The organism is Streptomyces araujoniae, from assembly GCF_050871195.1.
GTDB classification, from domain to species: Bacteria; Actinomycetota; Actinomycetes; order Streptomycetales; family Streptomycetaceae; genus Streptomyces; species Streptomyces bacillaris.
Window position 1 is genome coordinate 2,178,833 of the sequence record NZ_CP194070.1, and the last position, 14,240, is coordinate 2,193,072.

General features: G+C 72.2%; 17 protein-coding genes. 8 read left to right on the plus strand and 9 right to left on the minus strand.

From position 1 onward, the window contains the following. Nucleotides 1-183 precede the first annotated feature (183 nt). The 5 genes from ACQ9ZG_RS09320 to ACQ9ZG_RS09340 form a co-directional block, all read right to left on the minus strand. Entirely contained in the window at nt 184-2,106 is a 1,923-nt protein-coding gene (locus ACQ9ZG_RS09320; protein ID WP_109917349.1) for a pentapeptide repeat-containing protein, read from the minus strand. Between the two features lie 198 nt (nt 2,107-2,304). Further along, nucleotides 2,305-3,270 carry a glutaminase gene (locus tag ACQ9ZG_RS09325; protein ID WP_109917348.1) on the minus strand — a complete coding sequence of 322 codons (966 nt, stop codon included), beginning with the start codon at nt 3,268-3,270 and terminating at the stop codon, nt 2,305-2,307. A 175-nt stretch (nt 3,271-3,445) separates the two neighbouring features. Beyond that, nucleotides 3,446-3,655, minus strand: coding sequence for a DUF397 domain-containing protein (locus tag ACQ9ZG_RS09330; RefSeq protein WP_109917352.1), 210 nt, complete (start codon nt 3,653-3,655; stop codon nt 3,446-3,448). Between the two features lie 155 nt (nt 3,656-3,810). Continuing rightward, the gene (locus tag ACQ9ZG_RS09335; protein ID WP_103421924.1) at nt 3,811-4,020 is read right to left on the minus strand and encodes a DUF397 domain-containing protein; all 210 of its coding nucleotides are present in this window, start codon (nt 4,018-4,020) and stop codon (nt 3,811-3,813) included. After that, nucleotides 4,017-4,856 carry a helix-turn-helix domain-containing protein gene (locus tag ACQ9ZG_RS09340; RefSeq protein WP_109917347.1) on the minus strand — a complete coding sequence of 280 codons (840 nt, stop codon included), beginning with the start codon at nt 4,854-4,856 and terminating at the stop codon, nt 4,017-4,019. Before ACQ9ZG_RS09340 ends, ACQ9ZG_RS09335 begins: the two co-directional genes overlap by 4 nt. A gap of 107 nt (nt 4,857-4,963) precedes the next feature. On the opposite strand from ACQ9ZG_RS09340, the gene ACQ9ZG_RS09345 reads away from it, so the two are divergent. Genes ACQ9ZG_RS09345 through ACQ9ZG_RS09365 form a run of 5 tightly spaced genes read left to right on the plus strand, consistent with a single transcriptional unit; the run spans nt 4,964 to nt 6,768 of the window. Further along, nucleotides 4,964-5,224, plus strand: a complete 261-nt coding sequence (locus ACQ9ZG_RS09345) for a hypothetical protein (protein ID WP_018487054.1) — start codon at nt 4,964-4,966, stop codon at nt 5,222-5,224. Further along, nucleotides 5,221-5,505: a hypothetical protein gene (locus tag ACQ9ZG_RS09350; protein WP_109917346.1), complete on the plus strand. Its 285-nt coding sequence runs from the start codon at nt 5,221-5,223 to the stop codon at nt 5,503-5,505. The genes ACQ9ZG_RS09345 and ACQ9ZG_RS09350 overlap by 4 nt, the downstream gene beginning before the upstream one ends. Further along, a complete protein-coding gene (locus ACQ9ZG_RS09355; protein WP_018487056.1) occupies nt 5,502-5,894 on the plus strand; it encodes a hypothetical protein in 393 nt (130 codons plus the stop codon). Before ACQ9ZG_RS09350 ends, ACQ9ZG_RS09355 begins: the two co-directional genes overlap by 4 nt. A 41-nt stretch (nt 5,895-5,935) precedes the next feature. Further along, nucleotides 5,936-6,361 carry a hypothetical protein gene (locus tag ACQ9ZG_RS09360; protein ID WP_499280257.1) on the plus strand — a complete coding sequence of 142 codons (426 nt, stop codon included), beginning with the start codon at nt 5,936-5,938 and terminating at the stop codon, nt 6,359-6,361. Beyond that, nucleotides 6,358-6,768 carry a hypothetical protein gene (locus tag ACQ9ZG_RS09365; RefSeq protein ID WP_109916886.1) on the plus strand — a complete coding sequence of 137 codons (411 nt, stop codon included), beginning with the start codon at nt 6,358-6,360 and terminating at the stop codon, nt 6,766-6,768. Before ACQ9ZG_RS09360 ends, ACQ9ZG_RS09365 begins: the two co-directional genes overlap by 4 nt. Nucleotides 6,769-6,836: 68 nt before the next feature. On the opposite strand, the gene ACQ9ZG_RS09370 is transcribed toward ACQ9ZG_RS09365, so the two are convergent. Both ACQ9ZG_RS09370 and ACQ9ZG_RS09375 read right to left on the minus strand, forming a co-directional pair. Then, the gene (locus ACQ9ZG_RS09370) at nt 6,837-7,565 is read right to left on the minus strand and encodes an alpha/beta fold hydrolase (protein WP_109916887.1); all 729 of its coding nucleotides are present in this window, start codon (nt 7,563-7,565) and stop codon (nt 6,837-6,839) included. Nucleotides 7,566-7,733: 168 nt separating this feature from the next. Beyond that, nucleotides 7,734-8,576, minus strand: coding sequence for a helix-turn-helix transcriptional regulator (locus tag ACQ9ZG_RS09375; protein WP_028415285.1), 843 nt, complete (start codon nt 8,574-8,576; stop codon nt 7,734-7,736). A gap of 271 nt (nt 8,577-8,847) precedes the next feature. Between ACQ9ZG_RS09375 and ACQ9ZG_RS09380 the strand changes: the two genes are divergently transcribed. Beyond that, nucleotides 8,848-9,801 (plus strand): SDR family oxidoreductase, encoded by a 954-nt coding sequence (locus ACQ9ZG_RS09380; RefSeq protein ID WP_109916888.1) that lies wholly within the window; start codon nt 8,848-8,850, stop codon nt 9,799-9,801. 21 nt (nt 9,802-9,822) lie between these two features. On the opposite strand, the gene ACQ9ZG_RS09385 is transcribed toward ACQ9ZG_RS09380, so the two are convergent. Together ACQ9ZG_RS09385 and ACQ9ZG_RS09390 are read right to left on the minus strand one after the other, a co-directional pair. Further along, on the minus strand, nt 9,823-11,118 hold the full coding sequence (locus ACQ9ZG_RS09385; RefSeq protein ID WP_499280258.1) for a serine hydrolase domain-containing protein: 1,296 nt from the start codon (nt 11,116-11,118) through the stop codon (nt 9,823-9,825). Between the two features lie 145 nt (nt 11,119-11,263). After that, nucleotides 11,264-11,779: a hypothetical protein gene (locus tag ACQ9ZG_RS09390; protein ID WP_499280260.1), complete on the minus strand. Its 516-nt coding sequence runs from the start codon at nt 11,777-11,779 to the stop codon at nt 11,264-11,266. A 176-nt stretch (nt 11,780-11,955) separates the two neighbouring features. Here ACQ9ZG_RS09390 and ACQ9ZG_RS09395 point away from each other — a divergent pair, with 176 nt between their 5' ends. Both ACQ9ZG_RS09395 and ACQ9ZG_RS09400 read left to right on the plus strand, forming a co-directional pair. Further along, nucleotides 11,956-12,804 carry a helix-turn-helix transcriptional regulator gene (locus ACQ9ZG_RS09395; protein ID WP_499280261.1) on the plus strand — a complete coding sequence of 283 codons (849 nt, stop codon included), beginning with the start codon at nt 11,956-11,958 and terminating at the stop codon, nt 12,802-12,804. 277 nt (nt 12,805-13,081) lie between these two features. After that, nucleotides 13,082-14,185 (plus strand): SAM-dependent methyltransferase, encoded by a 1,104-nt coding sequence (locus ACQ9ZG_RS09400; RefSeq protein WP_258312355.1) that lies wholly within the window; start codon nt 13,082-13,084, stop codon nt 14,183-14,185. The last annotated feature ends 55 nt before the right edge of the window (nt 14,186-14,240 follow it).

Sequence of the window (14,240 nt, forward strand, 5' to 3'; positions counted from 1 at the left end):
GGCCCGGAGCTGAGCTGAGCTGAGCTGAGACGAGGTGTCGGAACGCACGGAAGATTCCCGTGGGCAGTCCTGTGACCTGGGCACTGAAATCTTCCGTGCGGCTCCTCAAGGCGGCGCGAGGACGCCGATCACTTCAGTGACCGCTGGGGTGTTGGATCGCCTCCTCTGTCGTGTGGTCAGAGCTCACCGTTTGACGCGGCTGCGGACGGCGAGGACGGCCAGGCCGAGGAGGACGGGTTCGGCAAGACGGGAGACCATCTCGGTGTAGGTGCCGATGGTGGTGAGGTCCTGCCCGGAGGAGCGGAAGACCACCGAATTGACCACTACCCGCAGCGCCTTTTCGAACCGTTCGCTCGTCGCCCGGTCGGGCAGCGGGCCGGTGGGGTTGACCGGGTCGGGTGTGTCGGTGGTGAGGGTGACCTGCTGTCCGACGGCGGCCTGACGCCCCGTGGTGGTCGGCTGGGGATCGTCGACGGGCAGGCCCCACAGCACCATCACCGCGACCGTGGCGGCCATCGCCGCCCCGAGCCAGACCAGCGCCCGGGTGGCGCGCAGCCCGTACCCGGACAGGGCCCAGTAGGCGGTCAGCAGTGCCCGCTCGCTCTGGGGGCGGGTGGAGTCGTGGCGGCGCATCTCGCACTCGCCGTAGTAGAAGTCGGCGGCGTCTGGTTCGTTCTTGCCGTCCTCCAGCGACTTGCGTATCTGCCGGTACAGCGCGGCCACCGCGGCAGGCGGCAGTGCGGGGGCGTCCTGAGGCGGGGTGGTCCAGCCATGCGCCCGGGCGGGGCGGCCGGCGGTACGCACCCGCCAGTGGTGCTCCTCGGTGAGGGTGTTGCGTCGGCTCCACCGCCAGGGGAAGCGTCGGCCCCGGCCGGTGGGAGTGGTGGCGAAGGTGCACCAGCCGTCCACGCGGAGCTGGTCGAGGTGGATGGCGCCGGCGAACCGGCACATGCTCAGGTCGATGGTGTGCAGCGCGAGGTGCGCGGCATCGACCCCGCCCACCGACGTCAGACGCACGCCGGGCTTCCTGCCGGACAGCTCCGCCTCCGGCAGCAGGCCAACGGAGTGGAGAAGGGGGAAAGAGTCTGGGCGGGCGGCGACCACCACCGGGTACTCCAGGACCGCGTCCCTCAGATCCACCTCGGCGTAGCGCAGGTGCAGCGTGGCGGTCGAGGCCCACCGGGTGCGCGCACAGCTCACCTCGCGAGCGGCCATCTCCACCGTCACCGGCTGATCGAACACCGCACCGTCCAACACCACCTTCTCCCCGCACACCAGCGGCCCCAGACGCGACGCCGTCTCGAACCGCGCCCTGTCGAACCAGACGGTGTTGGTGAAGGTCGCCCCATCGAACCCGGCGTCGCCGGTGAAAGTCGCCTCGTCGAACCAGGCGCTGTCGGTGAAGGTCACCCCGTCGAAATAGGCGCTGTCGGTGAAGGTCACCCCGCCGAACCCGGCGTCGCCGGTGAAAGTCGCCCCGCCGAACCAGGCGTCGCCGCTGAAGGTCACCCCGCCGAACCCGGCGTCGCCGGTGAAAGTCGCCCCGTCGAACCAGGCGTCGCCGCTGAAGGTCACCCCGCCGAACCCGGCGTCGCCGGTGAAAGTCGCCCCGCCGAACCAGGCGTCGCCGCTGAAGGTCACCCCGCCGAACCCGGCGTCGCCGGTGAAAGTCGCCCCGCCGAACCAGGCGTCGCCGCTGAAGGCCGCCCCGCCGAACCCGGCGTCGCCGGTGAAAGTCGCCCCGCCGAACCAGGCGTCGCCGGTGAAAGTCGCGTCGCCGAACCAGGCGTTGCCGGTGAAGGCCGCCCCGCCGAACTCGGCGGTGCCGATGTGGGCCTGACCGGTAGTGGGGTCGTGCAGGGCGGTGAGTAACCGGTGCAGCAGGTCTTCGGTGAAGGGGGTGCCGCGGTGGTCGATGTCGGCGCCGGGGGTCAGGCCGTTCAGGTAGGCGTCGCGGTCGGTGTCGGCCAGGTGGGCGAGGCACGCGGTGTGACCGGGGACGTGGATGCCGCGGCAGCCGACAGGGTCGGCCGACGTGGCGTCGTGGCCGCAGTGCTGCCACGACGGCGGGGTGTTGGGTGGCAGGGGAGGTGTACCAGACGTCATGCCTTGAGGACGTCTGGTGCTATCGAGCAGTTGCGGGACCGGCTTGCAGCGGGGCAGATGCCTGAAAGCTCCGGTGCGCTGCTGAAGGGCGCACTGAAATGAAGCGTGCGCCACTGAAGTTTTCAGTGTGCGGTCCGGCACGAGGACAGCTGGGAGGCGGGCCGGACGGTGCCCGCGGCGGGCGGGCGCGGCGGCGCGTCAGAAGACGGAGAGGCCGGTGAGCGTGGTGAAGCGGTCGAGGGCCGAGACACCGGCCACCGAGTTGCCGCGCCGGTCCAGCCCCGGGCTCCACACGCACAGCGTGCATTCGCCGGGCACGATCGCGATGATGCCGCCGCCCACCCCGCTCTTGCCCGGCAGCCCCACCCGGTAGGCGAACTCCCCGGCCGCGTCGTACGTGCCGCAGGTGAGCATGACCGCGTTGACCTGCTTCGCCTGGCTGCGGGTGAGCAGCGCGGACCCGTCGGCCAGCAGACCGCCCCGGGCCAGGAATCCGGCGGCGAGGGCCAGGTCCGCGCACGAGGCCTCGATGGAGCACTGCCGGAAGTAGGCGGCGAGCAGGGCGGGGACCGGCAGCGTGATGTTGCCGTACGAGGCCATGAAGTGGGCCAGCGCGGCGTTGCGGTCGCCGAAGGCGGCCTCGGAGGCGGCCACCTCCGGGACGAAGTCGATGGCGGGGTTGCCGCTCTCCGTGCGCAGCAGTTCCCGCACCCGGCCGGCGGCGTCCCCGGTCAGCGCCTGGAGCCGGTCGGTCACCACGAGGGCACCGGCGTTGATGAACGGGTTGCGCGGGATGCCGTTCTCGTACTCCAACTGCACGAGGGAGTTGAACGGGTTGCCCGACGGCTCGCGCCCCACGCCGCGCCAGAGCTGCTCGCCGTCCAGGGAGAGGGCCAGGGCCAGGGCGAAGACCTTGGAGATGGACTGCGTGGAGAACGGCTGCCGCCAGTCGCCGACCCCGTAGACGGTCCCGTCCGGCTCCGCCACGGCCATCCCGAACCGCCGGGGGTCGGCCCCGGCGAGCATCGGTATGTAGTCGGCGGGGGTGCCGTGGTCGGTGAGCGCGGCGATCTCCCCGGCGATGCGGCTGATCACCGCGCCGAAGCGGTGGGAACCGGTGCTCAGGGCGGCGCTGCTCGCCGGAGGGGCGGAGAGGTGGGACACGGTGTTTCCTGACGGGAGGGAGGGGAGGCACCGGCATGCTACGGGGACGAAACGGGAAAAGGCACCCCGGGCCGCCCCACCCGCCGACCGGGACGCGCGGCGGAACCCCGCTCGGGCCCGGGCAGCAGGTCGCCCCACCGCGCTCGGCACGGTGGGGCGACCTGGACGGCAGCGGTCAGACGGCGCCAAACGCCCCGGCCCGCACCCCCCCGACGAACGCCGAGAACGAGGCCGGGCGGACTCCGACCACCGGGCCGTCGGCGCTCTTCGAGTCGCGCACCTGGACGGTGTCGCGCGAGGCGGCGAGGTTGACGGCCACCTCGACGCAGTTGCCACCGTTCGAGCTGTACGAGGACGTGAACCACTGCGGGTGCTGCTCGGTCATCGCGAAGTGCCCTTCCGTCACGGGAAGTTCCAGGACGTCCCACCATGCACGAGCCCGGAGATGGCCGCCAGAGCACCTTCAGGCCGTGGCCGCCGGGCAGCAGGACGCCCCACCCTGCGCGGGGCAGAGTGGGGCGGCGCTCGGAACGGGGATCGTCAGGCGGCGTCGAACTGCCCGGCCTGCACGCCCGCGACGAACGCGGAGAACGCGGCCGTACGGACGCCGACCACCGGGCCGTCGACGACCTTCGAGTCACGGACGGGGACGATGCCCTGCGAGGCGACCAGGTTGGCGGCCACCTCGACGCAGTCACCGCCGTTCGAGCTGTACGAGGACGTGAACCAACGGGGGGATTCGGTCTTCACGGGGTGCCCTTTCGCAACTTGCTGATCTTGGCCACAGACGCCGTCTTCGACAGCGACTCGCCCTGCATCTGATGGTAGGCCGTGAACATGGGTGCCACTAGCGATGTTTCGCGCTCCACATACCCCTGTGCCTGCGATTCGGCGTACGCGACGATGGACCGGTCGGACATGGTCAGCAGGTTGACCGGCAGGTCGAACGCCCTGCGCTCGCCGAGGCTGAACGGCGCCACCTGAATAATCCAGTTGGGCCGCGCGGACATCTCCTCCAGCCGTCGGAGCTGAGCGTTCATGACCTCCGGACCCCCGATGGCCTGATGAAGACAGCTCTCGTCCATGACGACGAACACCATGGGCGGCTGCGACCGCACCAGCGCTTCCTGCCGCCGCGCCAGGAACTCGACCCGCTGATCGGCCTGTTCGTAGCTGATGGACCCGCGTTCCACAGCACCGTAGGCCATGGCCCGGGCGTAGTCAGGCGTCTGTAACAGCCCAGGAATGAGACCGAGGTTGTAGATCCGGAGCTCCACTGCCCGGCCCTCGTACCCCACGTACTCCGGAAAGCCCTCCTTCAGCGAGCCGTTCCGCATCTCCATGTACTCGCGCTCGAACGATTCGTCCGTTCCGGTCGTACCAAATGCCAGGTCGGACTTCCGCGAGAAGCGAAGGGTCGGCGGTTTGCGAACAGTTTCCACCGCGGAAATGTGCTGGCTGGAGTACCCGATCTTCGGGGCCAGCACGTCCTGCGTCCATCCCCGGTCCTCCCTGAACTTGCGGAAACGTGCTCCGAAGGCCGCCTGCGGGCTGCTGGCGGGGTTCAGCTGCTTGATATTGACCATGGCCGCACTCCCAACTCTTCCTTCAGGTTCCCTCAGTTGAAGGGGTTCTCACGGTAGGTCAGTCTGAGTCGCCCCGGTAGCCGTTCAGCTACAGAGAGGAGCGATAGGTGTACGGCGTGAACGCGTGCCCGAATACTGCGGGACCTCCCGAACTCCCCGCCCTGGGAACCCTCCTGGTCGACACCAGCCGCGACAACCGCGTGGGCGAGTTCCGCGGGGTCGCCGGCTTCTACTGGTCGCTGCGCCCCATGGGCGGCGGCACCGAGTGGGAGGTCGAACCCCGTTACGTACGGCCCCCGTTCCCCATAGAGCAACTCCGCGCCCGCACCGCCCGCGCCAACGCCCGCAGCCGGGGGGAGGTCCTGTGAACCGCAGTTACGCCCTCACCGGACTCCGGGAACGCCTCACCCGCCTCACCCGCCTCGCTCGCGCGCTCACTCGGCCGCGCCGGCCCGTCCCACCGTTCGACGAACTCGTCCGCATCGAGACCGACCCCGCCTACCGGGCCCTGTTCTTCGCCCAGTTGGACGCCGCTCTCGACGAACGCCACGCCGCCGCACAGACCGCCGCCGTGGCGGAGATCGAGGCGGCGGCCGAACGCCTCCGGGCCCTCATCCGCTCCCCCGGCGACCACGAGCGTGCCGCGTGAAGCGCGCCGCGTACGCCGCCGAGGTCACCGTGTCGGACGGGCAGCGGTACGCCTCCCTCGGCTCCGCCGCCGTACGCAACCGGCGCCTCGTCCTCCTCTGGCTCCGGCGCCAGGCCCTCCGCCTCGCCGACGCCCACGGCAACCGCGCGCCCCAGGACGGCGATCCGCCCCCGCCGACCACCACCGCCGATGTGCGGCCCGTCCTCTTCCACAGCTCCGACGCACCCGAGACCCTGCGCCACTGGGCCACCACCGGACGGCTTCAGGACGACGCCATACGGACCCTGGAGGCGGGCTTCCCCCTCCACTTCACCGTCCTCGACCCCGCCGTCGGGCTCAGCCTCACCCTCGCCGGATGGCACGCCTTCCCCGGCCGCCGCCACCCGTAACCCCTCCGACGGAAGAGACCCCCGTGCTCCAGTGCACCGCCGTGACCCGCATCCCCCTCGACGACATCCTCACCGCCCTCATCACCCTGCCCGGCGAACCCGACACCCCCGCCCCCACCCCCTACGTCCTGTGCGAACTCGGCGAACACCCCGCCCCCACCGACCACGCGGCCCTCCTCCGCCCCGCCGAACAACCCGACCACCCCGCCCTCTGGCTCTTCTGGACCGCGGCCCACACCCCCGACACCCATCCCGCCCACCGCATCGACACCGCCCCCTGGTGCCCCGCCACCCTCCGCAACCTCGCCAACAACGCCGTCCTGCCCTGCTCCCTCTACAACCGCCACCCCACCGGCCACTCCTGGGACATCACCGACCCCCTCGCAGACCTCATCGCCGGAACACTCACCACCGACGACGCCACCGACAACACCACCGACGATCCACGAGGACGGCCCCAACCGTGAACCAGTGCACCGCCCTCGCCCTCCTCCCACCCCCCGACCGCCTCATCGCCCTCTCGCCTCCCGGACACCGCCCCGAAAGCGCACACGTCCTCTGCGAACTCGGCACCGACCACGACGGCCACCACGCGGCTCTCCTCTGGGACGAAGGCGGGCACCCCGGCAGCGCCGTCTGGGTCCGCTGGCAGGGCTCCGGGCTCGCCCGGCTCACCCCGCTCCCCTGGTGTCCCGCGCGCCACCCCCGTAACGCGGCGAACGAAGCCTGCGAGCTGTTCAGCGCCCACCCCTCCGCCCACAGCTGGGACATCACCGACCCCACCCACACCGCCATCACCCACCACCTCAACCGCCAACACCCCCACCTCTTCCCGCAGTCCGGCGACCACGAGAACGACGGGAGCGTGTCCTGATCCGGATCGCCATGACCGCCCCCGCCGGTCAGGCACCGCCCCCGCCGGTCAGGCACCGCCCCTGTCGGTCAGGCCGTCCCGTCGCCGGTGACGCGGGTCAGCAGGTGCGCGGTCGCCCGGGGGTCTTCGAGCATCATGTCGTGGCCGGTCGGGAGGGAGTGGACGTCCCAGCCGTGCTCCCGCGCCCGGTCGGCGGACCGTTCGAGGCTGGGGAGGGGCGGCCGCGTGTGCCGCACGTAGGAGGCGGGGAGGGCGGCGAGCGGCCCCGGATCGAAGTCGACGGCGTCCGTCTGGCAGCGCAGCGGGAAGGCCGTGAGGCGGGGCGCCACCCAGGCCGCCAGCTCCTCGTCCGTGATGCCCCACTGGGTGAGGAAGGAGGCGTCGGCGGGCAGGTACCAGCCGTCCCCCTCCGCCGCGGCCAGCGCGCGGTACCGGTCGGCCGTCCCGGGCGGTTCGACGTCCAGCAGGCACTCGCCCGGCCGGACGACGAACGCGCCGAGGAAAGTGACCGAGGCGATGCGCCCGGCGGCCCGCTCGGCCACCGGGCCCGCGAGGACACCGGCGTAACTGTGCAGGACCAGGTGGACGCCGTCGAGGTCCTCGTAGTGCAGCAGGTCCGCCACGTCCGCCACGTGGGTGGCGACGCCGACGTCCGGGCCGAGGAGGTGCCGGTGCTCCCCCTGGCCGGTCAGGCTCGGCGTGAACACCCGGTGGCCGGCCCGGGCGAGCAGGTCACGCACGGAGCGCCAGCACCATCCGCCGTGCATGGCCCCGTGGACCAGGACATAGTTCCCCATGACGTACCGCCCTGTTTCGCGTCGGTCCCGCCCCTCACCGCACCCTAGGGCGCCGATCACCGTCGGGCCGCGATTGCGGGCGGCCGAGCCGTCGCGGACGGGCTTCCGGGGCCCCGGCCGGGTGGCACAGCGGCACAGCGGCACAGCGGCACGGCGGATCGTGTGCGATCAGCTCATCGCCTGTGCCCCGATGACCGACAGCAGCCGCAGCCGGTCGTAGCTCTCGCTGCCCGGGGCCGCCGTGTAGACGAGCAGGCTGTGGGACTGGTCCGGGTCCAGCAGGCGCTGGCAGTTCAGCTCCAGCACCCCCACCTCGGGGTGGATGAAGCGCTTGACCTCGTGCGGGCGGATGCCCACCTCGTGCTGCTCCCAGAGGCGGCGGAACTCGTCGCTCCGGCCGAGGAGCAGCTCGGCGCAGTGGGCGGCACGGGAGCCGGCGCCCCGCAGCGTGGCCAGCTCCCGCAGGCCGGACGCGAACATGCGGGAGAGGAAGTCGTGGTCCTCGGCGACGTAGAGCGACCGGGTGGCGGGTTCGGTGAACCAGCGGTAGCCGATGGAACGGGCGAGGCCCGTGTACCGGGTCGTGTCGCCGGTGAGGGCGACGCCGAGCGGGCTCTGCCGCAGGGTCTCCCCCAGCTCGGTGACGATCTCGGCGGGGGTGTCGTCGAGGCGGTCGAGGATACGGAGCAGTCCGGGGCTGATGTGCTCGCCGGTCGTCCCCCGGACCGGCGGGGTGTGGCCGGCTAGGCGGAACAGGTGGTCGCGCTCCTCCAGGGAGAGGTGGAGGCCCTGTGCCATCGAGGCGATCATCTGCTCCGACGGCTGGGGGCCGCGCTCGCGCTCCAGCCGGGCGTAGTAGTCGGTCGACATGTGGCAGAGCACGGCCACCTCCTCCCGGCGCAGCCCGCCGGTCCGGCGGCGCTGTCCGCGCGGGAGGCCGACGTCCTCGGGCTGGAGCAGCTCCCGGCGGTGCCGGAGGAACGCGGCCAGGCCGCCGCGGTCGATCTCCATGGGTCTTCTCCGTCCCGTCTCCCCGGTCGTTCCGGGGTGTCCCGCCCCCTTCCTTTGTACCGTCCGGCAGCCGGCCGAACCACGGATCGCCGATCCCCCCATACGGCCGGGCGCGCCGCCGGATTCCGGCGCCCGTCGGCCGTAACGTCGGCTCGCCGGTCGAACGTCGTCCCGCCGGTCAGGGGATCAGCAGGCCCTGGATGGGCCGGGACGGCGGCGTCACCGTGGAAGCGTCCGGACCCCCACCCGACCTCACGAGGAGTGAGCTCCCATGGCCCGTCAGACACCCGACATCACCCTCCCCGACCTGTCGGGCAAGCGCGCCGTCGTCACCGGTGCCAGCGACGGGATCGGGCTCGGCATCGCGGCCCGGCTCGCCGCCGCCGGTGCCGAGGTCGTCCTGCCCGTACGCAACCCGGCGAAGGGCGAGAACGCGCTGGCCGCGATCCGGCGGCAGGCCCCCGGCGCCGAGGTGTCGCTGCGCCCGCTCGACCTGTCCTCGCTGGACTCCGTCGCCGCGCTCGGCGACTCGCTGGCCGGGGAGGGGCTGCCGATCCACCTCCTGGTCAACAACGCGGGCGTCATGACCCCGCCCGACCGGCAGACGACGGCCGACGGGTTCGAGCTGCAGTTCGGCACCAACCACCTCGGGCACTTCGCCCTCGTCGGCCGGCTGCTGCCCCTCCTGCGGGCCGGGCAGGCCCGGGTGACCTCGCAGATCAGCGTCTCGGCGGACCGGAACGCGATCAACTGGGACGACCTGAACTGGGAGCGTTCCTACGACGGCATGAAGGCCTACAGCCAGTCGAAGATCGCCTTCGGTCTCTTCGGCCTCGAACTCGACCGGCGCAGCCGGGCCGAGGGCTGGGGCATCACCAGCAACCTGTCCCACCCGGGCGTCGCCCCGACGAGCCTGCTGGCCGCCCGGCCGGAGCTGGGCCGCGCCAAGGACACCGTGGGGGTGCGGCTGATCCGCTTCCTGTCGGCCCGGGGCATCATCGTGGGCACGGTGGAGAGCGCCAAGCTGCCCGCGCTGTACGCGGCGGTCTCGCCCGACTCCCGGGGCGGCGCCCTCTACGGGCCGAAGGGCCCCGGCCACATGGGCGGCCCGCCCGCGGAGCAGAAGCCGTACAGCCGGCTCACGAGCACCGAGGAGGCCCGCCGGGTCTGGGAGGTCTCCGAGGAGCTGACCTCGGTGCGGTTCGCGGACCGGGCGGACCGGTAGCGGGCCTCCGGGCGCCGTTCCTCAGCGGCGCTCGGGCAGGTCGCGCTCGGCGGGCAGCGGCGCGCGGTCGGGGGTACCGCCGGGCGCCGTGGAGCGCGCGGTCGGGGCGGGTGAGCGCTTCTTGCCGCAGAAGGCGGCTTCCAGGGTGTCGCCCAACGCGGTGTTCGCGGCGCCGTGGTTGGAGGTGTTGGCCAGGGCCGACAGGCTGCGGCGGCCGTCGCGGGTGGAGAAGGCGTAGGTGTAGTAGCCCTGGACGGTGCCGGTGTGTCCGTACACCTGGGTGCCGCAGGTCAGGTCGTAGCGGCGGAGACCGAGGCCGTAGAAGCGGGTGCCGGTGGCGTCCGTCGGTGTGACGGTGGTCATCGCCTCCAGCGCCGCCGGGGACAGCAGCCGGCCGCGCATCAGCGCGCTGGTGAAGGTGTTGAGGTCGGCGGGGCTGGAGATGACGGCACCGGCGGACTGCGCCCAGGACAGGGTCTGTTCGGTGGAGTCGACGAGCGGCTCACCGGCCTCGTCGGGGTGCAGGTAGCCGCGCACGTGGGTGCCCCGGATACGGGTGTCGGGGTGGACGTAGGAGGTGGCGTCCAGCCGCAGCGGCTTGATGATGCGCCGCTGGTAGGCGTCGGCCACCGGGCGCCCCGTCAGCTTCTCGATCAGCATGCCGACGACGACGAAGTTGGCGTTCGAGTACCGGTACGCGGCGCCGGGCTCGGTGGTCCGGGGTTCGGCGAGGGAGAGGCCGACCAGTTCCTGGTAGCTGAACACCCGGTTGCGTACAGCCTCGAAGCCCGGCACGGTCCGCTCGAACATGGCGTCCGTGTAGTCGGCCAGGCCGCTGCGGTGGGTGAGGAGGTGACGGACCGTGATCCGGTCGTCGGGCAGGAGCCCTTCGAGGTAGGTGTTGACCGGCGCGTCCAGCGTCAGCCGTCCCTCGTCGACCAGTTGGAGCAGCACGACGCTGGAGAACGTCTTGGTGACGCTGCCGATCCGGAACCGCGCCCGGGTGTCCATGGCCGCGCCCGACCGCCGGTCCCGGACGCCGACGGCCCGCTCCCTGGCGCCGTCCGGGCCCAGGTAGCGGGCCATCGCGCCCGGGGCCCCGTTGGCCATGGCGGACTCCAGTGCGGCGACGACCCCGGCCATGTCGGGCGCGGGCGTCCGGGCCGGGGCGGCGGCCGGGGCCGTAGGGGCAGGGGCCGTAGGGGCAGGGGCCGCGGTGGCGGTGGTGGCGGGGGCGAGCACACCGGCGAGAGCGGCGAGCAGGGCCGCGCCGGCGGTCAGGCGCCGGTGCGACGACAGGGGCAGGGGCATGGTCATCCTCGGTTCTTCTGCTGCGGATCTTCTGCCGCGGAACGGGTACGGCGGGCCCGGGAGCGGGGCGGGTCCCCGTGGTGTCGGCGGGTGACGGGGGCATGCGGGGCGCCCGTGCCCCGGGCGACCCGGGGCACGGAGCGCACGGGGGTCACCACCAGTCGACGCCGTTCGCGGTGGCGCAGCGGACGACCCCGTTGGTGGCGAGCGAACCGCAGACCCGGAACTGGTAGTCGGGGTCGGTGCTGGTGCGCTTGAAGGGAGTGGTCAGGCTCTGGCCGTGGCTCTGGACGGTGAAGGGTCCGCACTGGAGCCAGGGGCGGACCGGCCATTCGGGCCTGCCGCCGTCGTCCCATCCGCCGGCCCGCCAGTCCATCCAGACCTTGTCACCCGGACGGGTGGGGCCGCTGATCTTCCCGAAGGCGATCTGCTGGCCCACGTACGCCCCCTTCTCCAGGGTGATGACGACGCCGCCGCCGAGGTCCAGGCGGCGCGGCTTGTCGGTGTCCCCGGAGGCGTTGTCCGGGTGGTCGCGGAAGCCCCGGGCGCCGCCCGTGCAGTCCGACGCGGCGGCCTGGGACGGGGTGACGGGCCCCGCGACGGCCAGGCCTGCCGCCAGGGCGCAGACCGCGGTGAGGGAGGTGAGTACGGAACGCAGTGGCCGCATGCGGCGCCCTTCCGGTTGTCGGTGGTCGGTCGTGGCGGGCCGGGACTCGGCCGTGGTCCGCCCCGTGCCCAGCGTGGCGGGAGCGCCCGGAGCCGGACCATGGAGAGAAGTGCGTATGGACAACGACGGGATACCGTGGCGGGGCACCATTCACGGGGACCTCGGGGGAAGTCGTCATGCCGGACCGCTACGCACGCATGCTGGATCTGGCGGTCGAGGTGATGAGCACCGAGACCCCCGGACTGGTCTGGCCGCTGCTCACCGAGGAACTGCTCCTGGCGCTCGACGGGGAGCTGATCGTGGTCAAGGAGGTGCCCTGGACACGTGATCACGGGAGTGTGGTGATCCGGTCCCCGGGACGGGCACCGGACGGCGGCGCCGGTGACGACTCGGTGGAGGCCCACATCCGATCGGGCTACCCCTTCATCGACCGGTACGGCGCCAGCTCCGACTGGACGCCGCAGAGCGCCGCCCGCGTGGTGGGGATGCGGACGTGGAAGAACAGCCCGACCGCCGACGCCCTCCGCCAGGCGTTCGGGACGCACCACGTCTTCGGGCTGCCCCTTCCCGAGAGGGGGCCGCACGTCAGCGGGTTCCTGGTGCACCGCTCCGGCGGCGACTTCACCCGGCACGACGAGCGCTACGCCGCACGCGTCCAGCCGCTGCTCAAGGCGGCGACGGCCCACCGGGCGCTCCTGACGGCGCTGCGCGCGTCCTCGGGCGGCGACCGCAGACGGCAGGCCAACCACTCCCTGGCGGCACCGCTGACCCCGCGCGAGACGAACGTGCTGCACCTGCTGGCCACCGGGCTGACCGCCGAGGGGATCGGACGCAGGCTGGGCATCTCGCCGCGCACCGTCCACAAGCACCTCAACGCGCTGTACCGGAAGCTCGGGGCTTCGGACCGGCTCGGCGCGGTGCTGCGCGCCCAGGACGCGGGGCTGCTTCCGCGGCCCGCCGAGCCGCCGGGCGCGGACGGGGGCCGGCGGGGACCGGCGGGAGCCGCTCCGGGGTGGCCGGAATGACGGTGGCAGGTTCACGCCCTTCGGCAGCGACCTGACAGACTTTTCCGGCAGGCATTTTCCACCCACACCCACATATTGAAAGAATGCTTCGATAACATCCGCCCGGCAACCAGGAGCGGCCCGTCCGGACCATCGGCAAAGAGGCAGGAATGGCCCGCCCTCCCGGCCCGGGAAGGCGATCGCACCCTTTACTTCAAATCGGCGCCGTGCCTATAGTGCAGCTCCGATCCCACAGGGGACAACGGGGGTAGCTTTGCACGCCGTCATAGCTCATTCCGTGGTCGATGTCCTGAGTGAATTCCTCAGCATTCTGGATTCACCGGACGAGAAAGTGCGCGTCGTCCTGACCGGACTCGGCGGGCGGACGGCCGAGCTTCCCCCGGAGGGCCTGGAGGCGCGGGTGGAGCGGCTGCTGCGGGAAGCGGGGACCGGGGATCCGGCCACCGACCCCGCCGTACCGGCCCTCGGGTCCGCGGCGGAGGACGGTGCCGTGTGGTGGGCGCACAATCCTGCCGACTGGCGGGCGGAGCAGGCGCGTTCGGGGCTGCTGGCGGCCCGAGCGGCGGGCGGACGCCCCGTACGGTACGCGGTCGGGCACGCCGGGCACTCGCAGTTCGCCGTCGACCGCGCGCACCCCCTGGACGGCCGGCTGCTGGGCATCAAGCTGGACGCGCTCAACCGGCTGCCGCCGGAGCTGCTGAGCGGCGAGGGCGGGCGGCAGCCGCAGGTCATCACCGCCACCGCCCCCTCCTGCGAGCAGTTCTTCAGCCTGGGCCCCGGGCAGGCCGAGCATCTCTACTACCTGCTCTACGCCCCGCTCGGGCATGTGGAGGTGCCGCCCGATCCGTGGGGGCTCGACACCTCCGCGTACGAACGCGAGCGCGTCGCCGCCACCACCCGCTGGGTGCGCGGGGCGCTGGGCGGCACGGACTCCACCGTCGTGGAGCCGGGCGCCTGCGAGGGGGCGCTGACCGGGCCGCTCCGCGCGAGCGGGCTCACGGTGACCGCCACAGAGCCGCACGACGAATTCCGGCGGCGGCTCGCCCGGCGGCTCGGCGCCACCGGCCTCACGGCGGACACCCTGGAGGAGCTGGCGTCGAAGCGCCACTTCCCCGCCGACGCCTATCTCCTCGCGGAAATCTTCTACTACATCGACGATATTTCCGTGGTCGACGACCTTCCCACCGATCTGCTGCTCATCACCTCTTCGCCCGAATTCATCGAGAGTTCCCTGCTCCCCTGGTTCTCCGGTCCGGGAAAAGAGAAATGGCGGCCGGCCGGGCGGCACACCCTCGTGCCACCCCGGATGGATTTCCTGGTGGAGGGCGTCGCTTATCAACGGAAAAGGGGAAGTGTCGGACTGGTCTACCGCCGGAACTGACTTCCCCCGTTCCGACCTCCCAGGCACCACGTGTTCTCCCCCGTACGAGCCCGCA

Bases quoted from the DNA above. Each gene is read 5' to 3' on its own strand.
- ACQ9ZG_RS09320 (WP_109917349.1), bottom strand. From the start codon at position 2,106: ATGACGTCTGGTACACCTCCCCTGCCACCCAACACCCCGCCGTCGTGG.
- ACQ9ZG_RS09330 (WP_109917352.1), bottom strand. From the start codon at position 3,655: ATGACCGAGCAGCACCCGCAGTGGTTCACGTCCTCGTACAGCTCGAAC.
- ACQ9ZG_RS09370 (WP_109916887.1), bottom strand. From the start codon at position 7,565: ATGGGGAACTATGTCCTGGTCCACGGGGCCATGCACGGCGGATGGTGC.
- ACQ9ZG_RS09385 (WP_499280258.1), bottom strand. From the start codon at position 11,118: ATGACCATGCCCCTGCCCCTGTCGTCGCACCGGCGCCTGACCGCCGGC.
- ACQ9ZG_RS09390 (WP_499280260.1), bottom strand. From the start codon at position 11,779: ATGCGGCCACTGCGTTCCGTACTCACCTCCCTCACCGCGGTCTGCGCC.
- ACQ9ZG_RS09375 (WP_028415285.1), bottom strand. From the start codon at position 8,576: ATGGAGATCGACCGCGGCGGCCTGGCCGCGTTCCTCCGGCACCGCCGG.
- ACQ9ZG_RS09340 (WP_109917347.1), bottom strand. From the start codon at position 4,856: ATGGTCAATATCAAGCAGCTGAACCCCGCCAGCAGCCCGCAGGCGGCC.
- ACQ9ZG_RS09395 (WP_499280261.1), top strand. From the start codon at position 11,956: ATGCCGGACCGCTACGCACGCATGCTGGATCTGGCGGTCGAGGTGATG.
- ACQ9ZG_RS09380 (WP_109916888.1), top strand. From the start codon at position 8,848: ATGGCCCGTCAGACACCCGACATCACCCTCCCCGACCTGTCGGGCAAG.